The following is an 18,007-nucleotide window of genomic DNA, read 5'->3' as shown; positions in this document are numbered from 1 at the left end:
AGAATACATAAAAGCAACAGATATTATAACCTGTTGCTTTTATCATATGTCTATCTTTCATCCTAATATTTTTCCATATTAATCGGTTAGTTCTGGAGCAGCCTTAAAAGTTTTTAACCTCATTGTATTTAGCACTACGGAAATTGAACTAAAGGCCATGGCTGCAGCAGCAATCATTGGATTTAGGATAATGCCATAGACTGGCCATAACAAACCCGCTGCTACTGGAATTAGTACAACGTTATAAGCAAAAGCCCAAAACAGATTCTGCCATATCATAACCATGGTTGCCTTTGATAGTCTAATTGCTGTCGGAACCCCTCTCAAATCACCTCGAATAAGTGTTATATCAGATGCCTCCATGGCTACGTCAGTACCCGTTCCAATGGCTATTCCTACATTTGCCTGAGCTAGTGCTGGTGCATCATTAATGCCATCACCAACCATTGCAACTACTTTGCCTTCCTCCTGCAGCTTCTTCACCTCTTGTGCCTTGTGTTCTGGTAATACCTCTGCCAGCACACGGTCAATTCCAACTTGACGGCCCACAGCATCAGCTGTACGCCTATTGTCTCCTGTTAGCATAATAACCTCAATTCCCATCTTCTTAAGTTCTTTGATAGCCTTTAATGAGGTTTCTTTTACAGTATCAGCAACAGCAACTATACCCGCTGCATTTCCATCTATTGCAATAAACATCGGCGTTTTTCCTTCATCGGCTACTTCATCTGAAGCATCTAACATCCTATCAGAAACCTCAATATTCTTAGATTTCATTAAACGTAGGTTTCCTATGATAATAATCTTATTTGATACCCTAGCCAATATTCCATGTCCAGGAATTGCTTCAAAGTCTTCAGGTTCATCCAAATCAAGTCCCTTTTCTTTTGCATCTTTAACAATGGCTTCACCTAACGGGTGTTCTGATCCCTTTTCTACAGAGGCTATTAGACGCAAAACTTCGTCTTTCTGATAACCGTCATTTACTATTAAGTCGGTAAGAGAAGGTTCCCCAAAGGTAATGGTACCTGTTTTATCAAATACTATGGTCTTTATTCTGTGAGCGGTTTCCAGACTTTCAGCACCTTTTATCAGAATGCCGTTTTCAGCGCCTTTACCTGTACCTACCATTATAGCTGTGGGAGTTGCCAACCCCAACGCGCAGGGGCAGGCAACAATAAGTACTGCGATAAAGGTAGTTAAACCAAAGATTAAAGATGGTTCTGGTCCAAAAGCCCACCATAGGACAAAGCTTAATGTTGCTGTAATTACTACAGCTGGAACGAAGTATGAGGAAATAACATCCACAAGCTTTTGAATTGGAGCTTTTGAACCCTGTGCTTCCTCAACTAGCCGTATAATCTGGGCTAACATGGTGTCTTTTCCCACTTTGGTAGTTTTGAATTTAAAAGTACCAGTCTTATTGATTGTAGCACCAATCACCTCATCGCCTACAGACTTTCCAACTGGCATACTTTCTCCTGTTAGCATGGACTCATCTAAGGTTGAACGACCATTTACAACTTCACCATCTACAGGTACTTTTTCACCAGGACGAACAATTACTATATCACCTATCACTACATCCTCAATAGGAATATCCTTCTCCTGATCGTTTCTAACCACTCTGGCTGTCTTAGCCTGCATACCCATTAAGTGCCGAATAGCTTCTGATGTTTTACCCTTGGCTTTTGCTTCTAATAATCTTCCAAGAAGAATTAAAGTAGTAATTACTGTTGCCACATCATAGTAAAGTTGATATGGAAAACCTAGACCTGTCAGAAAAGTAGGGAACAATGTCATAGCTGCACTATAAAGCCAAGCGGAAGAGGTCCCCATTGCAACCAAAACGTTCATATCACTAGTGCCATGAGATAAGGCTGCATAAGCTCCTCTGTAGAACCTCCATCCTGATATAAACTGAACAGGAGTGGTTAGTATAAATTTTGTCATTGGCAATACTAAAAATGCTGGTACCCATTGACCCCAGCCCTCCACCATATCCGGTAGTGAACCAATTAACACTATGGTTGTCAAGACTGCCGCCAAAAGAAAATCAAGTCTTAGCTTTTTCATTTCCCTTTCTCTTTCTAGCTTCTCCCGGTCTTCGCTTGTCTCCTTTGTCCCCTCAAAAACCTGATAACCAAGGTCAACTATTGCACTCTTAATATCAGCTAGGGAGATGACATCATTATCGTACTCTACTGTAACCTTTTCTGTTGCCAGATTAACTGAAACAGAACTTACTCCTGCTATCTTTTTAATGCCTATCTCAATACGCCGTACACAAGAGGCACACGTCATACCGCCAATAGGTAGTGTAGCTTTCTCAACATTAGCTTGGTAGGCACTATAACCCATTTCATCTATAGAATTAATAATTTCATTTACCTTAATAATTGTTTCATCATAATTAATAGTAACCTTCTCAGTACTAAGATTTACATTAGCCTCAATAACACCATCTATCTTCTTAAGACCTGTTTCTACTCTGCGAACGCAGGATGCGCAGGTCATACCTTTAACTTTTAATGTTACTTGGGTCACAATAAACATCTCCTATCTCGTCAATAATCTCTAGCTTCAAATAGTATTTCAAACTATGTCTATTTCGACCTTATCCAATGAGCGTGACTTTATATCCAGCATCTTCTATTGCTAACTTCAATTTTTCATCATCTACTTCATGTGTCAGTTCCACTATTGCAGACTTTCCTGCAATATCCACTTTTACTGACTTAACACCGCATACACCTTTAATTGCCTCTTCAACATTCATTGCACAATGTCCACATGTCATACCTTCAATAAAGATTTTCTTTGTCATATTAAACATCCTTTCTTTAGTAGATTGTTTATCTTTAACTCCAACTACTTTGCATATTTACCAATTAGTTCAATAATCTCATCTACCTTTTCATCGCCATGTCCTTCTGAAAAGGCTTGTTTCACACAGTGCTTAATATGCTGGTCAATTATTTTCAAATTTGCTTTCTTAATTAGTGCCTGTACTGAGAGTATTTGTTTTGAAATATCTACACAGTATCTGTCATCTTCAACCATTCTAATAATCCCATCTATTTGTCCCTTAGAAGTTTTTAAAAGATTCAAAACTTGCACTTTATCCGAGCATTCCATGTAAACACACCTCCATCTTTATAATCTCCAATAATCAAGTTCTTATTTTTTAAAAAGGCTACCCCTCCCCATATTGGGTGGGCTTGATATTATTATACTATCTTATTCTTATCTGTCAAGTAAATATTTACATTAAAATGAGCAGCAATTGCATGCTGCCCATTTCAGATATTTTCTTCACTTTGGTAATATGTTTATTACATTCCAACAGGAAGCTTAAACGGTATTAATTTCGATGTATACATAGTCAATATATCAAAATTTCCCGTCAGAATTAGTATTCCTAGTATAATAATAATACCTCCTGCAACTATACTCAGTCCTTTTGCAAAACTATGGGTTTTGTGAATTACCTTTATAATCTTATCCATATAAAGACCTGCTATCAAATAGGGGATAGCTAATCCTATAGAAAATACAAACATTACTAGCATGCCGCTTGTTGCTGATCCTAATGATCCTGCCATGATTAAAATGGAGAATAAAACTGGTCCAATACAGTGGGAGCAAGCAACGGCGAATAGCAATCCCACTACAAAGGATGAAAAATATCCTGACCCTTTCTTAGCATCAGCTTCCCCAGGCATTCTACATTTATCTAAAAATTTAATCTTGATTAGCCCTAACATGCTCAAACCAAGTACAATTATTAGGGTTCCACCAAACACTTCAAAATATCTACCATACTTTGCTAGAAAGCTGGCTAGTACACCCGCTGCTCCGCCAGCTAGTGTAAAAACAATGGTAAAAGCTAAAACAAACATAAGGGTATTACCTAAAACATATTTTCTTAAAGAGCCACCACTAGGCAGGCTCCTTAATTCCTTTAATGAAAGTCCAGTTATCATGGAAAAGTATACTGACAGCATGGGAATTATACATGGTGAGATAAAGGATACTATTCCAGCTAAAAAGGCAATTAAAAATATTGACATTATAGGTTATTCCTTTATGCCTAAGAATTCTTTTTCCCATACAAATTCTCGTACTGGAATGTCTATAAAGTCATTGATTACTAATTTTATATACTTAGTATCAGCTGTAATAAATCCGTCATCAGGAAATAATAGATAGTTAATCACATGATGTCCCCCACCACTAAATAACTCCCATTTTGGTTTGCCTTCTGGACTTTCTCCCTTATCATTTACTAAAGTGGCATAATCACTTAGATCATACTCGTTTAAATCGTAACTATGATTGTCTATAGCCACTACAAAGGAAAGGTATCCGTCTTTACCTTCTCCCAGGGGATCTGCAAAAATAATACCCATAGTTAACTCACCATCACTATTGTAACGTTCATAATCCTTAGGACTTAGATTTATAAACTCCCCACTAGCTTCACCTTGGTCATCATTATTTATTAAACTATTATTTGTCGTATCATTGCAAGCTACTAAAAATATTAGCGAAATCATTATAATTAAAAAAATATATATCTTATACCTCACTTTTTTGCCTCCCATGTTCTGAATTTAATTACTACCTGAATCTTTAACAGGCTTCTCTTTAGAATCTTCACAGTCCTCATTATTATGCATTGATTTCATCATAAAGATATGCATTAAAGGGCATAAAAGTAGGATCAACCAAGTCCAGTTAAAACCTTCTACCCTGCCAAAGAAAAATACAACTGCAATCATAGGTATTAAACATAGTATCATCATCCAACCGTGTTTTTTAAGCATATTATGTTACCCCCTCTTAAATTTACTTACTGAATAATACACACCTTAAGAATTGCTTTAAGAATAGGATACTAGAGAAATATGTTTAATTTTTGAACTAACTATGTCTCTACTATGAAATTGCAGAGAATAATAGTAAATTTATAAGTGCAGAGTAGATAATTAACATTAAATAAGTACAAATAATCATCATATGCTTGTTATTTTTAGGAATAATAAGTTTATAAGCAAAGACTACAATATTTTTCTAGGTGGAGGCAATCTAAATGTCTAAGTATCTAAAAGTTATAATTGGTATTTTAATCCTTATAGGCTTGCTTTCTGTACCCTTTTGGTATAATGCTGGTCAAGAAGTAGAGAGTCCTGAAATTAGTTTAGATACTCCAGAAATTCAAGCATTAGAGGTAAAGGAATGCATAGAGGACACAGATTATATGAGGGAAAATCACATGAAGCTACTTGCTGATTGGAGAACTTCAGTAGTTAGAGAAGGAGATAGGGTTTATGTTGCAAGTGATGGACAAGAATATCAAAAGTGTATACAAGAGACGTGCTTGTATTGTCATTCTAATAGAGATGAGTTTTGTGATGCTTGTCATGATTATGCAGGAATAGAACCTAATTGTTGGGATTGCCACGATAACTTATAATTTCAGCTGTTCTTAAAATTTTTTGCGCGTTACAATAGTATTTCTACACATTGTAAAAATTACAATTGCACATACTGAACACTAATGAACAAGTTCATTAGTGTTACTAGCGTGGACAACGGTTTCTTTTGCAGGTAAGATACTTATACAATATTTCCTATTGCTATAGAATCAATGCATTTCCTATTAAGTCGGTTAAACCCTTAACTTCTATCTTTATATTATAATGCTTCATAACATGAGGTAGCTGAGCCTTACATATGGCACAAGGAGCACAGAGAATCTCTGCTCCTGTCTTCATCACAGAATCTGCCTTGGCCTTGCCAAGCTTCATGCGGAGCTCATAATCTTCGTCCATGAGAAGCCCGGAACCCCCACCACAACAATAACTCTCATATCCCCTCGGAGCCATTTCAATAAAGTTTGAAACACATTCCCGTAAAATCTCTCTTGGTTCCTCCACAATACCCGTAGCACGGCTCATGTTACATGGATCATGGAATGTAACGGTTTTTATATTCTTGTTTTTATTAAACTTAATTCTTTTCTGCCTATAATAATTTAAAGCCTCCTCAAACACATGAACTACAGGAAAGGGCAAAGGACCGTTAATAGTTTTAGTAAACATACGCCACGTTCTCCACCCATGTCCACATTCACCCGCAACAATTCTCTTAACTTTTAACTGTTTACCAACTCTAATTAACTTTTTATTGTGTGCTATTAAAGTAGGTTCATGAAAAAAAAGGCCAAAATTAGCCGTTTCAATGATTTGACTACTAAGAGTCCAACTAACCCCTGCAGCATAAAACATCTTTGCAACACCCATGAGTCCGTCAGTATTTGAAAATAAATCCGCAGAAGATGGATTATACAAAACCTCTGCCCCTACCATATCAAGGGGAATAGCAATGTCCTTTCCTGTTTCCTCCTTGAGCTCATCTTCTAAGAAATCTATTGAATCCTCTAGTGCAGCAAGAGGAATACCCATATTGTTGCCTGTTCTAGTCAGATTTCTAGTGACATCCATAATAAACTTGGGAACCATGCCCAGATGTGCAAGGACTTCTCTCATTGCTATAGTTACCTCCGCTGTATCAATACCCTTAGGGCAAAATACTGCGCATCGACGGCATTGATTACATTGATAAAAATACTTGTACCATGAATCTATAGTATTGTTATCCAGATTAGATTGACCATCAAGTTTTCGCAGAAATGCGGGACCTGCTGCAAGGTGTTTCTTATATACTCTACGAACCAGGTCAGTCCTCATAACTGGTATATTATTTTTATCTTGAGTACCAAGGTATGAGTGACACTGATTTATACACGCTCCACAGCGGGTACAGTTTTCCATATAAAGAGCTAGTGCTCTTTTATTTTTAATAAATCTTTCAAGCAATTCGAGTCCATAAGCAGGCTTTGCACTATCAGGTATCACCAAAGCATCAATTGGAGATAAGTCTTTTGCCAGATATGGAATCAGCTGTTTGTTGGGTTGTAATGTCATCTTCTTTCACCTGTCTTTCAATCTGATTTTTAACTAAACTCTGGGTAAAAAAGTAGCCACATGAATGGACCAGCTTTGAAAAAGGAAAATACAGTAAAAACATTTGCACTAAAGTAAAATGGATCAAAAACCAAGCGTTTTTTGGTAACGGTTCCATACTATAGATTGCAAGTCCCCAAATATAATTTCTAACTTCTATCAACTCTACTCCGTTGAAAAATCTCATAGCATTTCCTGTTAAAATAATTCCAATAAGCAAATATAATATTAAATAATCGCTTCTTACTGAAATAATTCTTATAAGATGAATAAAATAACGCCGTAGCAACAGATACAGAACTGAAATCATAAGCAGAATTCCTGCAAGATTACCAAAAAAATTTGAAAGAAGCTTACTTTCATCTCCAGATAATCCAAGGTATGTAAAATGCTCTCCAGTAAAATATATCCCAAGTATATGACCTACCAATACAACAATTAAGGAAAAATGAAACACAACTGAGAAAAACCAAAATATTTTATTGTTACCATAGAGAAGTGTACGGAAAGTAAATGTTTCTTTTAGTAGAATTTTTATTTTTCCACTCTTGGTTAAAGGTGATGGAAATACAGTTAATTCGTAGGGTACTGGTACCTTAACCCAGTTTTTAATTTTAATAGCCATATTTATCATAAAAAATAATGCAGTTATATATGGAAGAATATAGAACAAAAAAAAGAGGATTGCTGATAATCCCATTTATTTAATCTCCTTTCTCGTTTTAAATTTATCCGATGGCTTTTTAGAAAGTTTTTATATGTATTGCCAGGCTTATTATAAAAGTAATATTTGATGAAAATATGACCATTATTTGATTTATTTTAGTCTTTTTCCATATAACTCTAGTTTTACCCTTTTGAGCAACTTCATCTATTGCTTCATGGATTTGACGGAAAATTAGTTCCAGCTTCTTTTCAGTCCGACAGCGATGTAGAATTATTTTTTTGCTGTGATAAGCTTTACAATATCGGATAGTAGATTTTTAACTTCAACTATTGAAAGCCCTGCCTCTAGCATATTAGCCTCAGTTATTCTATTAATATTAACACCATGATATTTAACGGTTAAGGGGTTCAAAAAGTCCATTACGGTTCCTACTACACTCTTTTTACTTCTTACATGTTCTAAAAGATAAATCTCGCCTTCTGGTTTGAGCACACGGCCTAGTTCTTTAAAACCCTTTATAGGATATGGAACAGAGCAAAAGACGCAAGCAGCTATTATAGTATCAAAGGTGTTGTCAGCAAAGGGTAACTCCTGTATATCCGCTAACATCAATTCAACGGGAATATTAGTTTGTGAGACTTTAGACTCTGCAATTTCTAACATCCTCTGGCTGAAATCTACTCCGATTACTTTTATTCCTTGAGGATAGTATGGAAAGTTTGCTCCCGTACCAACACCTGCTTCTAATACAAGTCCCTTTGCGTTCTTACAAAGTATTTCTCTCCACTTTCCCATCATCATCCTATCCATGGGTCCCATCATCTTATCATAACTCTTTGCTTTTTCATCGTACTTATCTCTAACCCTTTGCGTAATCTCCTTTTCCATAAAACCACCATCTTTTCGTTGTTATTAAAATACTTTAAATTTAGTGTTAGTTTAATCCCATAAATTATGAAAACAAAAAATGCCCGACGTTATATTTTCCCATCGGACATTTATATAAAGGACTTATTTGCCCATCATGCCACCTATTCCTTGACCCATCATACCGTTAATCATTGAGTTATGCATGTCATCCATACCCGTTGACTCCATTATCTTGTTCATCTCTTCTATATCCATACTTTCCATCATCCTTTGCATGTCCTCGAAATCAACCCCTTCCATCATTCTTGACATGTCGCCAATACCCATTGATTCCATTATCCTGTTCATTTCTTCAATATCCATACTTTCCATCGTTCTTTGCATATCTTCAAAATCAATATTATCCATAATTTCCGTCATAGATTCTATATCCATGTTTTCATAGTTTCTGCTCTCAACCTTATTTTTCTTTATTTCCCTAAGAACTTCTTCTTCCTTGAGATTGCTCTCCACTTCTAGCTTAGCTTCTGTTACTTCGTCATTTAGATTTGTATCCTTTGCATAAGCAATTCCTCCAATTATACCCACAACTAACAAAGCCGATAGTGTTACCGCCATTAACTTCTTTTTCATATTTAAAACTCCTCTCTTGTTTAAATTATAGTAGCCCTTTTTTGTTATTTAAGTTAGTTGTATTATAAAAGAAACATTTGATGAAACTATGACCATTTTTAGATGCATCTTAGTATTTTTCCACTAACTATGACAATAATTAAACCCTGGGAGCCCCAGGGTTAATTATTTCTATTTACTTGGGATACTAAAGCCGAATGTACTTCCTTCTCCTTCTTTACTTCTGACCCAGACATTCCCTCCATGTGCTTCAATAATACTCTTAACAATAGCCAATCCAAGTCCCGTACCACTTTTGTTGCCCCTGTTTCTCGATTTGTCTGCTTTATGAAACCTCTCCCATACTAGATCTAAGTCTGTTTTAGGAATTCCACAACCAGTATCAGAAACTTCTACATGAATCTGTTTTATATCATCTGTATATGCCTTAATTGATATTTCTCCTTCTACCGTATGGTTAAGGGCATTCTCAACTAGATTAATCAGGACTTGCTGTAATCTATCATAATCTCCATCTACTTCAGGCAGATCTTTTTCAATGCTTATATTAAGTTCTAAATCTGTCTTTAAAATAGAGGGTTTATACTTTTCTTGAATAGCCTTTAAAAGATAGGTGATATTGACTTTTGTTTTTGAAAGTGTAAAGTTTCCTGTTTGCAATCTAGAAAGATCAAAGAGTTCATTAACCATTCTTTTTAGCCTTAATGTTTCCTGAAATATGACCTTAGCATACCTATCTTGTTCTTGTGAATTCTCAGCTACTCCATCAATTATGGCCTCGGAATATCCTTGCAGTAAGCTTAATGGGGTTCTCAATTCGTGAGATACATTGGCAATAAAGTCCCGACGCATCTGCTCAATTGCCCTTTCCTTTGCTAAGACCTTTTCCAACTTGGACTTTTCATGGGATAGTTCTGATATTTTATTTTTTAACTGGTTCGAAAGGTTATTTAAACTAGCACCTAACAACCCTACTTCGTCTTTACTATTAACCTTCACCTTGTTGCTAAAATCACCTTTTGCCATTTCATTTGCAACCTTATTCATTTGTACCAAGGGTTTAGCTAAGGTTTTAGATAAAAAGAAACTTACTGTACTTGCTAATATAATTGCAGCTATTGCACTATATATAATCAACTCTCTCATGGAGTTAATGGTATTAGTAATTGGTGCAATTGGCTTAAACATCATTATTATTCTTTCTACACTATCACCCTGATAAACTGGAATAGCTACTGAAAGCATGGGCCCGTCAAAATGATGGTGATGGTAACCCCTTTTTACAATAATTTCACCAGCAAAGACTTCTGCCAACTCTCCTGGGCTAAGAAGAAGTCCAGCAGGAGGCTCCATCATTGAATCACATGCTTGAGTGGTTCCATCTCTTCCCACTATAACTATATGGGAATCAAGAACATCGCCTAAAAGCGTCAACTCATAGATCAGATATTGTGGATCATCTTCTTCATTTATTATTTCTGTTAACTTCTGACCACTATTGATAAGATCAGTAGATATTTGGGAGTAATAAAAGTCTTCTAATAGACTAAATAGACCAAAACTAAGAAACATCAAGACAACCATAATAAGCAAAACAATTGCCAGCCATTGTTTTAAGATAATACTTCTATTAATCATTGAGTCACCTCAAATTTATATCCTACTCCCCAAACAGTACTAATATAATCAGGACCACTATCTCTTCCCAGTTTTTCTCTTAACTTTTTTACATGGGTATCTACCGTTCTTAAATCTCCAAAAAAGTCATAGCCCCAGATATTTTCAAGAAGCTGGTCACGGGTAAACACCCTGCCAGGTGAACTGGCCAAATAATATAGTAAATTAAATTCTTTCGGAGTTAGACTTAATTCCTTATCATCTAGTAGTACTTTCCGCGCTACAGGATCCATTTCCAGTCGAGGAAACTTAAGTGTTTTTTCTTGCTTATTATTAGGCAGAGTCCTTTTTAGCATAGCCTTCACTCTATGAGCTAACTCTCTTGGGCTAAAGGGTTTCACTACATAATCATCGCACCCTAATTCAAACCCAAGTATTCTTTCATACTCTTCTCCTCGTGCTGTAAGCATAATAATTGGTTTATCACTAAAACTCCTTATTTCCTTCACCAAACCAAAACCATCAAGGCCAGGCATCATTACATCAACTATAAACAACTCATAATCCTTCACTTCTATTTTTTTAAGTGCTTCCTGAGAGTTGGCAGCTGTTTCTGCAATCAAACCTTCTTTTTTTAAATATATTTCAACCAAATCTCTAATACCTTCTTCATCATCAACTACTAAAACTACTGGTTTATCCATAATTTCACCTCCAAACATACACATTTAAGATATTTCTATCATTATATCACTGGTGTAGTTAAAAATACACTTAGCCCTTTTGTGCACCTTTTAAGATGTCCCTTTTATGTTTATATTCTGCTTCGGTAATTTCTCCGCTCGCTAGCTTTTCATCTAATATTTTAAAAGCTATGTTCTCATCATCTTTGTTTGTTATTCTGTTTGCCAGGAATATAAGTCCTACAAATAGAAACACCCAGAATAACATGTTTAACAACATCCCAACCCAACCGTATCCAAAGCCATATCCAAACATATGCACAGTAGGTTCCTCCTTTTTTATGATTCTTACTAGTTCACTTCCAATCTGATTATATTATATAGTTAAGATTTGATGAAATTGTGATTATTATCAGTAGTTTATGTTATTTAAAAAGCTCACCTTTTATATAGATGAGCTCTCTTCGTTAAAACCTGTTCTTTTTGTTTATATCTTATTTTGGGTTCCCCTCAATCCATCCTCTTCATCAAAATACTGGTTCATCATTCCATTTTCACCGTGACAAAATTCCCACATATTTTCATAAAACTCTTGATCAGATCTCTCAGGAACCGGAATTTGTTCACTTTGTGTTGCTTTTACTTCTGCAAAGGATACTGCCGCAACTCCCAAAATCAATAATACTGTTACTGCTAAGATCATAAGTTTTTTCATATTATTTCATCCTCCTAACTTTAGAATTTTAATACGATTAAGCGGTTGAGCTAAGTATAGGAGACAAGTTTGATAGTTCTTGGACGAAAATGTGTATATTATGTGAAATTTACCTAATCTTAAATGGAGCAATAGAAAAGCCCTCCCGAAATTCAGGAGAGCTTAATACTAATAATTGTTTATAATAGTGCTTTGAGTCGTATCTTATAGAGATTGCGACGTAGATACTGATTAATTTTTACTTATAAGTTAAGTTTCTTTTCTAGTTTGATTCCATTATAATTACCTTCTTGAACCATTCCAACATACTCAAATCCAAGTCCACTATAATATTCATTTAACTTATGATTTGAAGCCTGACAATCTAATCTAATTTTACTTTTACCATGTTTAATTGCAATTTGTTCACAGAATTTAATTATAGTCGCTCCAATGCCAGAAAACCCTATATCGGTAACCAAATTATGAATATAGTAACTTTGTGAACTGTCATTCCAACACCTATCTTGTTCTAATAATGCAAATGCTCCTATAACACTGTTTAAATCCCCATATTTAACAACATAAAGTTGACCCTTTGATACTAATTCTTCATAATAGTTTTTGGGATAGTATTTGAGATAATTCGTTTTATTCCATTGACTTATGTTATTTTCATCCATCCATTTTATACGTTTTTGTATAAGTATCAAAATTTCATCAATATCTTCATTCATTGCCTTTTGAAAAATATATCTATCCACGACATAGTTCTCCCTTCTTTTCTAATCTATAGTTTAACTCTATAATAAATCAAAATAAAATTTACTCAATTATGTAAATGATTTTTGCCGCACATTATTCAACTAATATTCATTATACCTTATTCTTCTGTTGAGACGCATTATCAAATGTTCACCTGCTTTTGCTTTTAACTTTCTGACAAACAAAAAAGCAGCTCCTGGGCCTACTAAAAAACTCGCAGCTAATATGGACCAGGTGCTGCTCTTTTGACCTAGCGTTACTTTACCGACCGACCTTAGAAACTAACACCAAATTTATGGGCGGTAAGGTATAAGCGTTTGAGGTAGACATTCAAAATGAGCTCGAAAGAATCCGTTAAAAAGCAAAAATAATTTAGTCCTGTATATCCATATTCTTCAGGAGCTCATACAACCCTTTAAGGCTATTTGGTTCGGTTATTCTATAAGTGTCTTCTGAGTGCAGTCTGAGGTAAAGCTTGCCATTAGTACCCATGTGAAGATGTATGGTTTGTGCCTGATAAATACCTAAATCATTGGGGTCAGTTTTTACATGAAGAGTATAGTTCTCTCCCACAATAGGTTTTGCACTAAATGATGTGCTATCTGACACTAAAACCTTGCGAAGCCTTAGATCACTAAGATACACCATTAATACTTCTAAATCTTCTCCAACTAACTCATACATTTTATAATAATCATCCAATACAACGATTTCGGCACTATGCGGTGTTGCCCCCAATTTATCTATAACAAGTTCATCGGTACTGAAAGTTTCCAGAAAAGTATTACCGATAATTAAAACAAATGCTAATATAATAAAGCTGTTAAAAATTTGTCTTTTAGAGAACATTTTAATCTTTTCTTTGTGACCAGATGAGTCTGAGCTCATATCTTTTGGATTATTATGATTATCCATAGGAAATATACTTCAGCTCCTTCTTATGCGTATTTAATAGATGATACGTCTCAAGCGGGCGGTCGGAGACCGCCTCTTCTTTGGATTGAAAAATTAAGCTGTTTCATTGGTTATTTTTTACTGACTAAATTCCACATTTATAAATATCATATTACCAGTAGATTCATCTATATAATACTTTATCTTTAACGTGCCCCTTTTTTCAAAATGGTCTGTATCTCCTATAACTATTAAGGACTCAATTGCATCTATAGTAGACATGGGTCCTTCTTTTATTTCGTCCCCCTTCTTCTCTAAAACATACATCATAGGTTTAGAGTAGGTTTCGTTAAAATCAGGCAAAAATCCATTCGATGCGTATTGGTACTCTAAAAAAGAATATTCATCTAGTATTGCATCAATCATTGTCTTGCCATCTTCAAGATATGTTCTTTCTTCTTTTAATTCATAGAAACAGGCACTAGAATAACTCCATCCTGTTGCAATATATGTATTACCTTCTAGGTCCCATTCTTTAGTAGATTCATGGAGGACATCTTCCATATCAAAATTATCAAGTGCTACTTGATTCACATGTTCAATTGACATAGGATCATATTCATAATAGTATTGATAATATTTCTGATTAAAATAGGCATACATAAGCAAACTTCTAAGATCTGGTTGCTCGCCTTCCAAAAAAGTTGGAAGGTGATCAAATCTTTTTTCTAAAGCTAAATTAAAATAAATTGATTTTTTTATTGCTTGTTCTTTCCTAGATATGGGATTAATAAATACACTACCATTTATGTAATCAACCTTAGCATCTAAGGTTTCAGCAACAAATCGCAATGGAACCATTGTCCTATCGTTTTTTAAAAAGGGAGCTATGTCTAGGTTGCCTATAGCTTTGCCATCTTTATATACCGCTTTTGAATCTAAGGCTAATTTTAGTTCAAAACCATCTGTGTCAAGATTAATTGTAGGACTTAACCTGAGCTTAAAGCCATCTTGATTTATAATAATATTGGGATCTTGCCAAATAACATCAGCACCTAGATTCTCAGCAATAAAGCGTATAGGTACCATTATCCGGTTATTGACCAAAGTTGGCTGCACATTAACACAATCAATCTTCTCATCATTAATATAAATAGAAGATTCAGCTAAAGCTGATACAGATGTAAACAGCATAATTAACGCAACTAATACACCAATTAATTTTCTTTTAAAAATCATCATTACCTCCTCGAAAAAATTTTTTCAATCTACTTTTTTATTTCTGAAAATGTATTTATTCTCTTTTATCTTTAATTGATATTCTATGTTGTAGAGGAGACCTTTGGTCTCCGCTTTTTTCACATTATCCATCAGATGTGTCATTGGTGCATAAAATTCCTTAAAGTCAGTTTAGAATCATTTCTAGAGCTTGATGTAAGCCCTTAAGGATCAATAATATGGAATTTCAATAACCCATTCTTTATCTGATACAAATATAGCTTCTTTAAAAGATAAATATAAGGTGTCTAAATTTTCTGGTAGAGCTTCAAAATACAAGGTCTGATATCTTTTAAGATTATGAAATATTGTAGCAGCTTCTTCCATTTCAAGCTGCTTATCATATATTTCCTCCATCTTTGAATCTAGTTCTGGAATCTCTCCACTCATCTCTTTAAATTCGTATAGTGTACCTTGGTTATCTTTCAATATGGGTGAACTCATTTCAATCAAGCGCCCAGATTGATAAGAAAGAACAATTTCTCCTTTATTTAGATCAATATTTTCTACCTTCACCATAGTACCTTCTATTTCTCTAGCGAATTCTTTCCATTTGTCATTAGATTTTTTTATATCTAGCTTTACAGGGTTAGTTTTTTGCATGACTATGTTTTTTAGAATCACTTTCAATTCTGAGGGTTCTTTAACTGGCAGGTGATATTCGGTAGATGATATACTGCTTTTACTACTACCTCCCCCAGAAATCTCATAGCTATCAATTATTTCTTTGTTGTTCATCAAAACCAACGTGTCTTCTAGTATTATTCTACTAAAAAATGGGGAGTCCCATATTTCACCTATATCCCACTGTCTTTTTTTTACTAAACAATAACCTCTCTTTTCTGTTTCATCGGCTATTGTATCTTGTAGTCCCCAGTTTATACTAGTTGCAGTACTGCCTAGTATTAATTCATATACATAAAATTCAAAACCATCGCTTTCAGATATTAGTCCACGTATTATTTCATGGTCATTACCAGTTCTGAAAACCGGCACTTCCATACTCCAATCCCCACGCACACCGTCTATTTCTTCAAACTCCACCATAACTGTTTCTTTCTCAAGATCCAAAGATGTGTAGAATAAAAAAATACCACTTGCTTTACCATCATCAGTTCTACTAACACGCCATGTTGAACTAGAGGTAAACAGTTGACTAGAAGCTTGTTTTATCGATGGGTTAGTTCCACCCGTAGTCTCTGAATGTCCTTCTTCATCCTCCCAGGAGGCAATTAATATGACTCTGACTGAATCAGCAATAAGCTGATGAACTGTAAAGGTTATACCCTGGTCTTTAGCAGTAAGCTCTAATACAGGAGCTTTTTCACTTGCCCATACCAAGCCTTGGTCCCGATCATTTGAGTTAATAATGCTATCTAGCACTTCACGATTACTCTCTTTTTCAGTTTCTTTTAAACCCATGCCATACTCTTGGGCTATATTATTACATCCAGTTACTGAAATAGCTACAAGGATTGCTAACAATATTAGTATGTTTGTCAAATATCTAAGCATTACTTACACCTCACTTATTGTAAAACCTGCACTTTAAATCTTAGTTTCCTGTATTTTACTTCACATTTTCCATCTGATACGCCTAATATAATATCAAATGCTGTTAGAATCTATTAATGGAATATTAAGCAAAAGCTTAGCTAAATGATTCCAAGTAAAATAGTTTGCTGAAACTATTTAATGCTTAACCCTAAATAAATAAACCCTAGAGCTACTAAATATGCAATAAAGAATAAAATTCTGTTTTGTTTAGACGAATTTTTCATCCAGCCCCATCTTTTTTTATCCACATCCAACCAATAAAAATCAGCTATAACTGCAAGTGCAATTATTCTTTTGTGAGTCAGAGATGCCTTCAGGAAAGCCAACGCGTACTACTGCCCTAACTGAACCTCCGGCAGTAGCCGTAGCAGTGGCACACTCAGAGTGGACAACAACATCCTTTCTCCTTCGTAACCAGAACATCACCTGACTTATAATTTTCTTGACCATCCTAAGTGAATGGAGTATCCATGGAAATAGAGGACCACGCCCATAGGAGCGTTGTATTTTAAAAAGCACACGTGCGGCGCAAATAATACCGGCGACATTTAGTATAGTGCCCGTACTAACATAAAAAACTGTCCAGCCTGTAGACATCATCATACCCCTCTCTCTAATACATCACTGCAGGCGTATTCTACAGGCATTTTGAAACTCCTGCCGGATGTTTATCTATTTCCTCAAAAATTAAGGCTATCTTGGCAGATGGAAGGAATAAAAGATAGGAATTTGCTTTTTCCTGCAACAACTATAGAATTTTCTGTCATGAATGTCAATCTAATACGATAGATTCATATAGTTATTACTTCTCAGCTAACTGCCAGTTATTAGCCTTATCCGAAGTTAAGTTTTCCCCCCAGTATATGGATACTGGTAAGTAATATAGCTTTAAAATTCCTTCTTAATTAATTATCCTTCGAGACCGAATCAAGTGTTCACGAAGGTAGTACGCCTCGGAAGAAGCCATTTCAATGAGTGCATTCAGTAAAACACAACAGGCTTCATGTAAGTCCCTTGGTAATGGTTCAGTATTATCAAGCAGTAAGTATCTCTGAATAGCCCTCTCCAAATAAAACACGGTATTTACACCAGAGAATAAATGCAATCCCCCGGTTTCCTTTTGGTGTTTGGAAAGAATGTGCAATCCAGGTTCCTTGAAAATACTCGGGAAATGGTACATCAGGGAAGTCATCGCTTCAAAAACGTCCGGATTGATACCGGCATTAGTAACAAATTCGAGAATTAGGTCTTTTCCTAGAGCAATATCCTGATTTTCATGGTCTATTTTTTGCCAAGGGGTATCAGAATGTAACATTCC

General features: G+C 35.2%; 20 protein-coding genes and 1 pseudogene. 1 reads left to right on the top strand and 20 read right to left on the bottom strand.

Annotation, left to right across the window (positions count from 1 at the left end; genetic code table 11):
• Positions 1-78: 78 nt before the first annotated feature.
• The 6 genes from APF76_14340 to APF76_14315 form a co-directional block, all read right to left on the bottom strand.
• Complete coding sequence (locus APF76_14340; GenBank protein ID KUO52666.1) at positions 79-2,547, bottom strand: ATPase; 2,469 nt, start codon at positions 2,545-2,547, stop codon at positions 79-81.
• Between the two features lie 70 nt (positions 2,548-2,617).
• Positions 2,618-2,827, bottom strand: a complete 210-nt coding sequence (locus APF76_14335) for a heavy metal transport/detoxification protein (GenBank protein KUO52665.1) — start codon at positions 2,825-2,827, stop codon at positions 2,618-2,620.
• A 44-nt stretch (positions 2,828-2,871) separates the two neighbouring features.
• On the bottom strand, positions 2,872-3,138 hold the full coding sequence (locus APF76_14330; GenBank protein KUO52664.1) for a hypothetical protein: 267 nt from the start codon (positions 3,136-3,138) through the stop codon (positions 2,872-2,874).
• Positions 3,139-3,335: 197 nt separating this feature from the next.
• Positions 3,336-4,073 (bottom strand): hypothetical protein, encoded by a 738-nt coding sequence (locus tag APF76_14325; protein ID KUO52663.1) that lies wholly within the window; start codon positions 4,071-4,073, stop codon positions 3,336-3,338.
• A 6-nt stretch (positions 4,074-4,079) separates the two neighbouring features.
• Positions 4,080-4,592 carry a hypothetical protein gene (locus APF76_14320; GenBank protein KUO52662.1) on the bottom strand — a complete coding sequence of 171 codons (513 nt, stop codon included), beginning with the start codon at positions 4,590-4,592 and terminating at the stop codon, positions 4,080-4,082.
• Positions 4,593-4,616: 24 nt separating this feature from the next.
• Complete coding sequence (locus APF76_14315) at positions 4,617-4,829, bottom strand: hypothetical protein (protein ID KUO52661.1); 213 nt, start codon at positions 4,827-4,829, stop codon at positions 4,617-4,619.
• A gap of 266 nt (positions 4,830-5,095) precedes the next feature.
• On the opposite strand from APF76_14315, the gene APF76_14310 reads away from it, so the two are divergent.
• Entirely contained in the window at positions 5,096-5,479 is a 384-nt protein-coding gene (locus APF76_14310; GenBank protein ID KUO52660.1) for a hypothetical protein, read from the top strand.
• A 163-nt stretch (positions 5,480-5,642) separates the two neighbouring features.
• Here APF76_14310 and APF76_14305 read toward each other — a convergent pair whose 3' ends face one another.
• From APF76_14305 to APF76_14240, 14 genes and pseudogenes are all read right to left on the bottom strand, one after another.
• On the bottom strand, positions 5,643-6,992 hold the full coding sequence (locus tag APF76_14305; GenBank protein KUO52659.1) for a hypothetical protein: 1,350 nt from the start codon (positions 6,990-6,992) through the stop codon (positions 5,643-5,645).
• Positions 6,931-7,731 (bottom strand): hypothetical protein, encoded by an 801-nt coding sequence (locus tag APF76_14300; GenBank protein KUO52658.1) that lies wholly within the window; start codon positions 7,729-7,731, stop codon positions 6,931-6,933. The genes APF76_14305 and APF76_14300 overlap by 62 nt, the downstream gene beginning before the upstream one ends.
• Positions 7,732-7,968: 237 nt before the next feature.
• Positions 7,969-8,586 carry a methyltransferase type 11 gene (locus APF76_14295; GenBank protein ID KUO52657.1) on the bottom strand — a complete coding sequence of 206 codons (618 nt, stop codon included), beginning with the start codon at positions 8,584-8,586 and terminating at the stop codon, positions 7,969-7,971.
• Between the two features lie 123 nt (positions 8,587-8,709).
• Positions 8,710-9,201 (bottom strand): hypothetical protein, encoded by a 492-nt coding sequence (locus tag APF76_14290; protein ID KUO52656.1) that lies wholly within the window; start codon positions 9,199-9,201, stop codon positions 8,710-8,712.
• 171 nt (positions 9,202-9,372) lie between these two features.
• Positions 9,373-10,839, bottom strand: coding sequence for a hypothetical protein (locus APF76_14285; protein KUO52655.1), 1,467 nt, complete (start codon positions 10,837-10,839; stop codon positions 9,373-9,375).
• Positions 10,836-11,522 (bottom strand): two-component system response regulator, encoded by a 687-nt coding sequence (locus tag APF76_14280; GenBank protein KUO52654.1) that lies wholly within the window; start codon positions 11,520-11,522, stop codon positions 10,836-10,838. Before APF76_14280 ends, APF76_14285 begins: the two co-directional genes overlap by 4 nt.
• Positions 11,523-11,592: 70 nt before the next feature.
• The gene (locus tag APF76_14275; GenBank protein ID KUO52653.1) at positions 11,593-11,823 is read right to left on the bottom strand and encodes a hypothetical protein; all 231 of its coding nucleotides are present in this window, start codon (positions 11,821-11,823) and stop codon (positions 11,593-11,595) included.
• 165 nt (positions 11,824-11,988) lie between these two features.
• A complete protein-coding gene (locus APF76_14270; protein ID KUO52652.1) occupies positions 11,989-12,216 on the bottom strand; it encodes a hypothetical protein in 228 nt (75 codons plus the stop codon).
• 242 nt (positions 12,217-12,458) lie between these two features.
• Complete coding sequence (locus tag APF76_14265; protein KUO52697.1) at positions 12,459-12,932, bottom strand: GNAT family acetyltransferase; 474 nt, start codon at positions 12,930-12,932, stop codon at positions 12,459-12,461.
• Positions 12,933-13,332: 400 nt separating this feature from the next.
• Complete coding sequence (locus tag APF76_14260) at positions 13,333-13,875, bottom strand: hypothetical protein (protein ID KUO52651.1); 543 nt, start codon at positions 13,873-13,875, stop codon at positions 13,333-13,335.
• 117 nt (positions 13,876-13,992) lie between these two features.
• Complete coding sequence (locus tag APF76_14255) at positions 13,993-15,093, bottom strand: hypothetical protein (protein KUO52650.1); 1,101 nt, start codon at positions 15,091-15,093, stop codon at positions 13,993-13,995.
• Positions 15,094-15,303: 210 nt separating this feature from the next.
• A complete protein-coding gene (locus tag APF76_14250) occupies positions 15,304-16,647 on the bottom strand; it encodes a hypothetical protein (GenBank protein KUO52649.1) in 1,344 nt (447 codons plus the stop codon).
• A 306-nt stretch (positions 16,648-16,953) separates the two neighbouring features.
• Positions 16,954-17,286, bottom strand: coding sequence for a hypothetical protein (locus APF76_14245; GenBank protein ID KUO52648.1), 333 nt, complete (start codon positions 17,284-17,286; stop codon positions 16,954-16,956).
• Between the two features lie 304 nt (positions 17,287-17,590).
• Positions 17,591-18,007: pseudogene (locus APF76_14240) on the bottom strand.

The organism is Desulfitibacter sp. BRH_c19, from assembly GCA_001515945.1.
Classification (GTDB): domain Bacteria; phylum Bacillota; class DSM-16504; order Desulfitibacterales; family Desulfitibacteraceae; genus Desulfitibacter.
The sequence above is the reverse complement of the archived record's forward strand: the minus strand, read 5'-3'. Positions and strand labels throughout refer to the sequence as shown.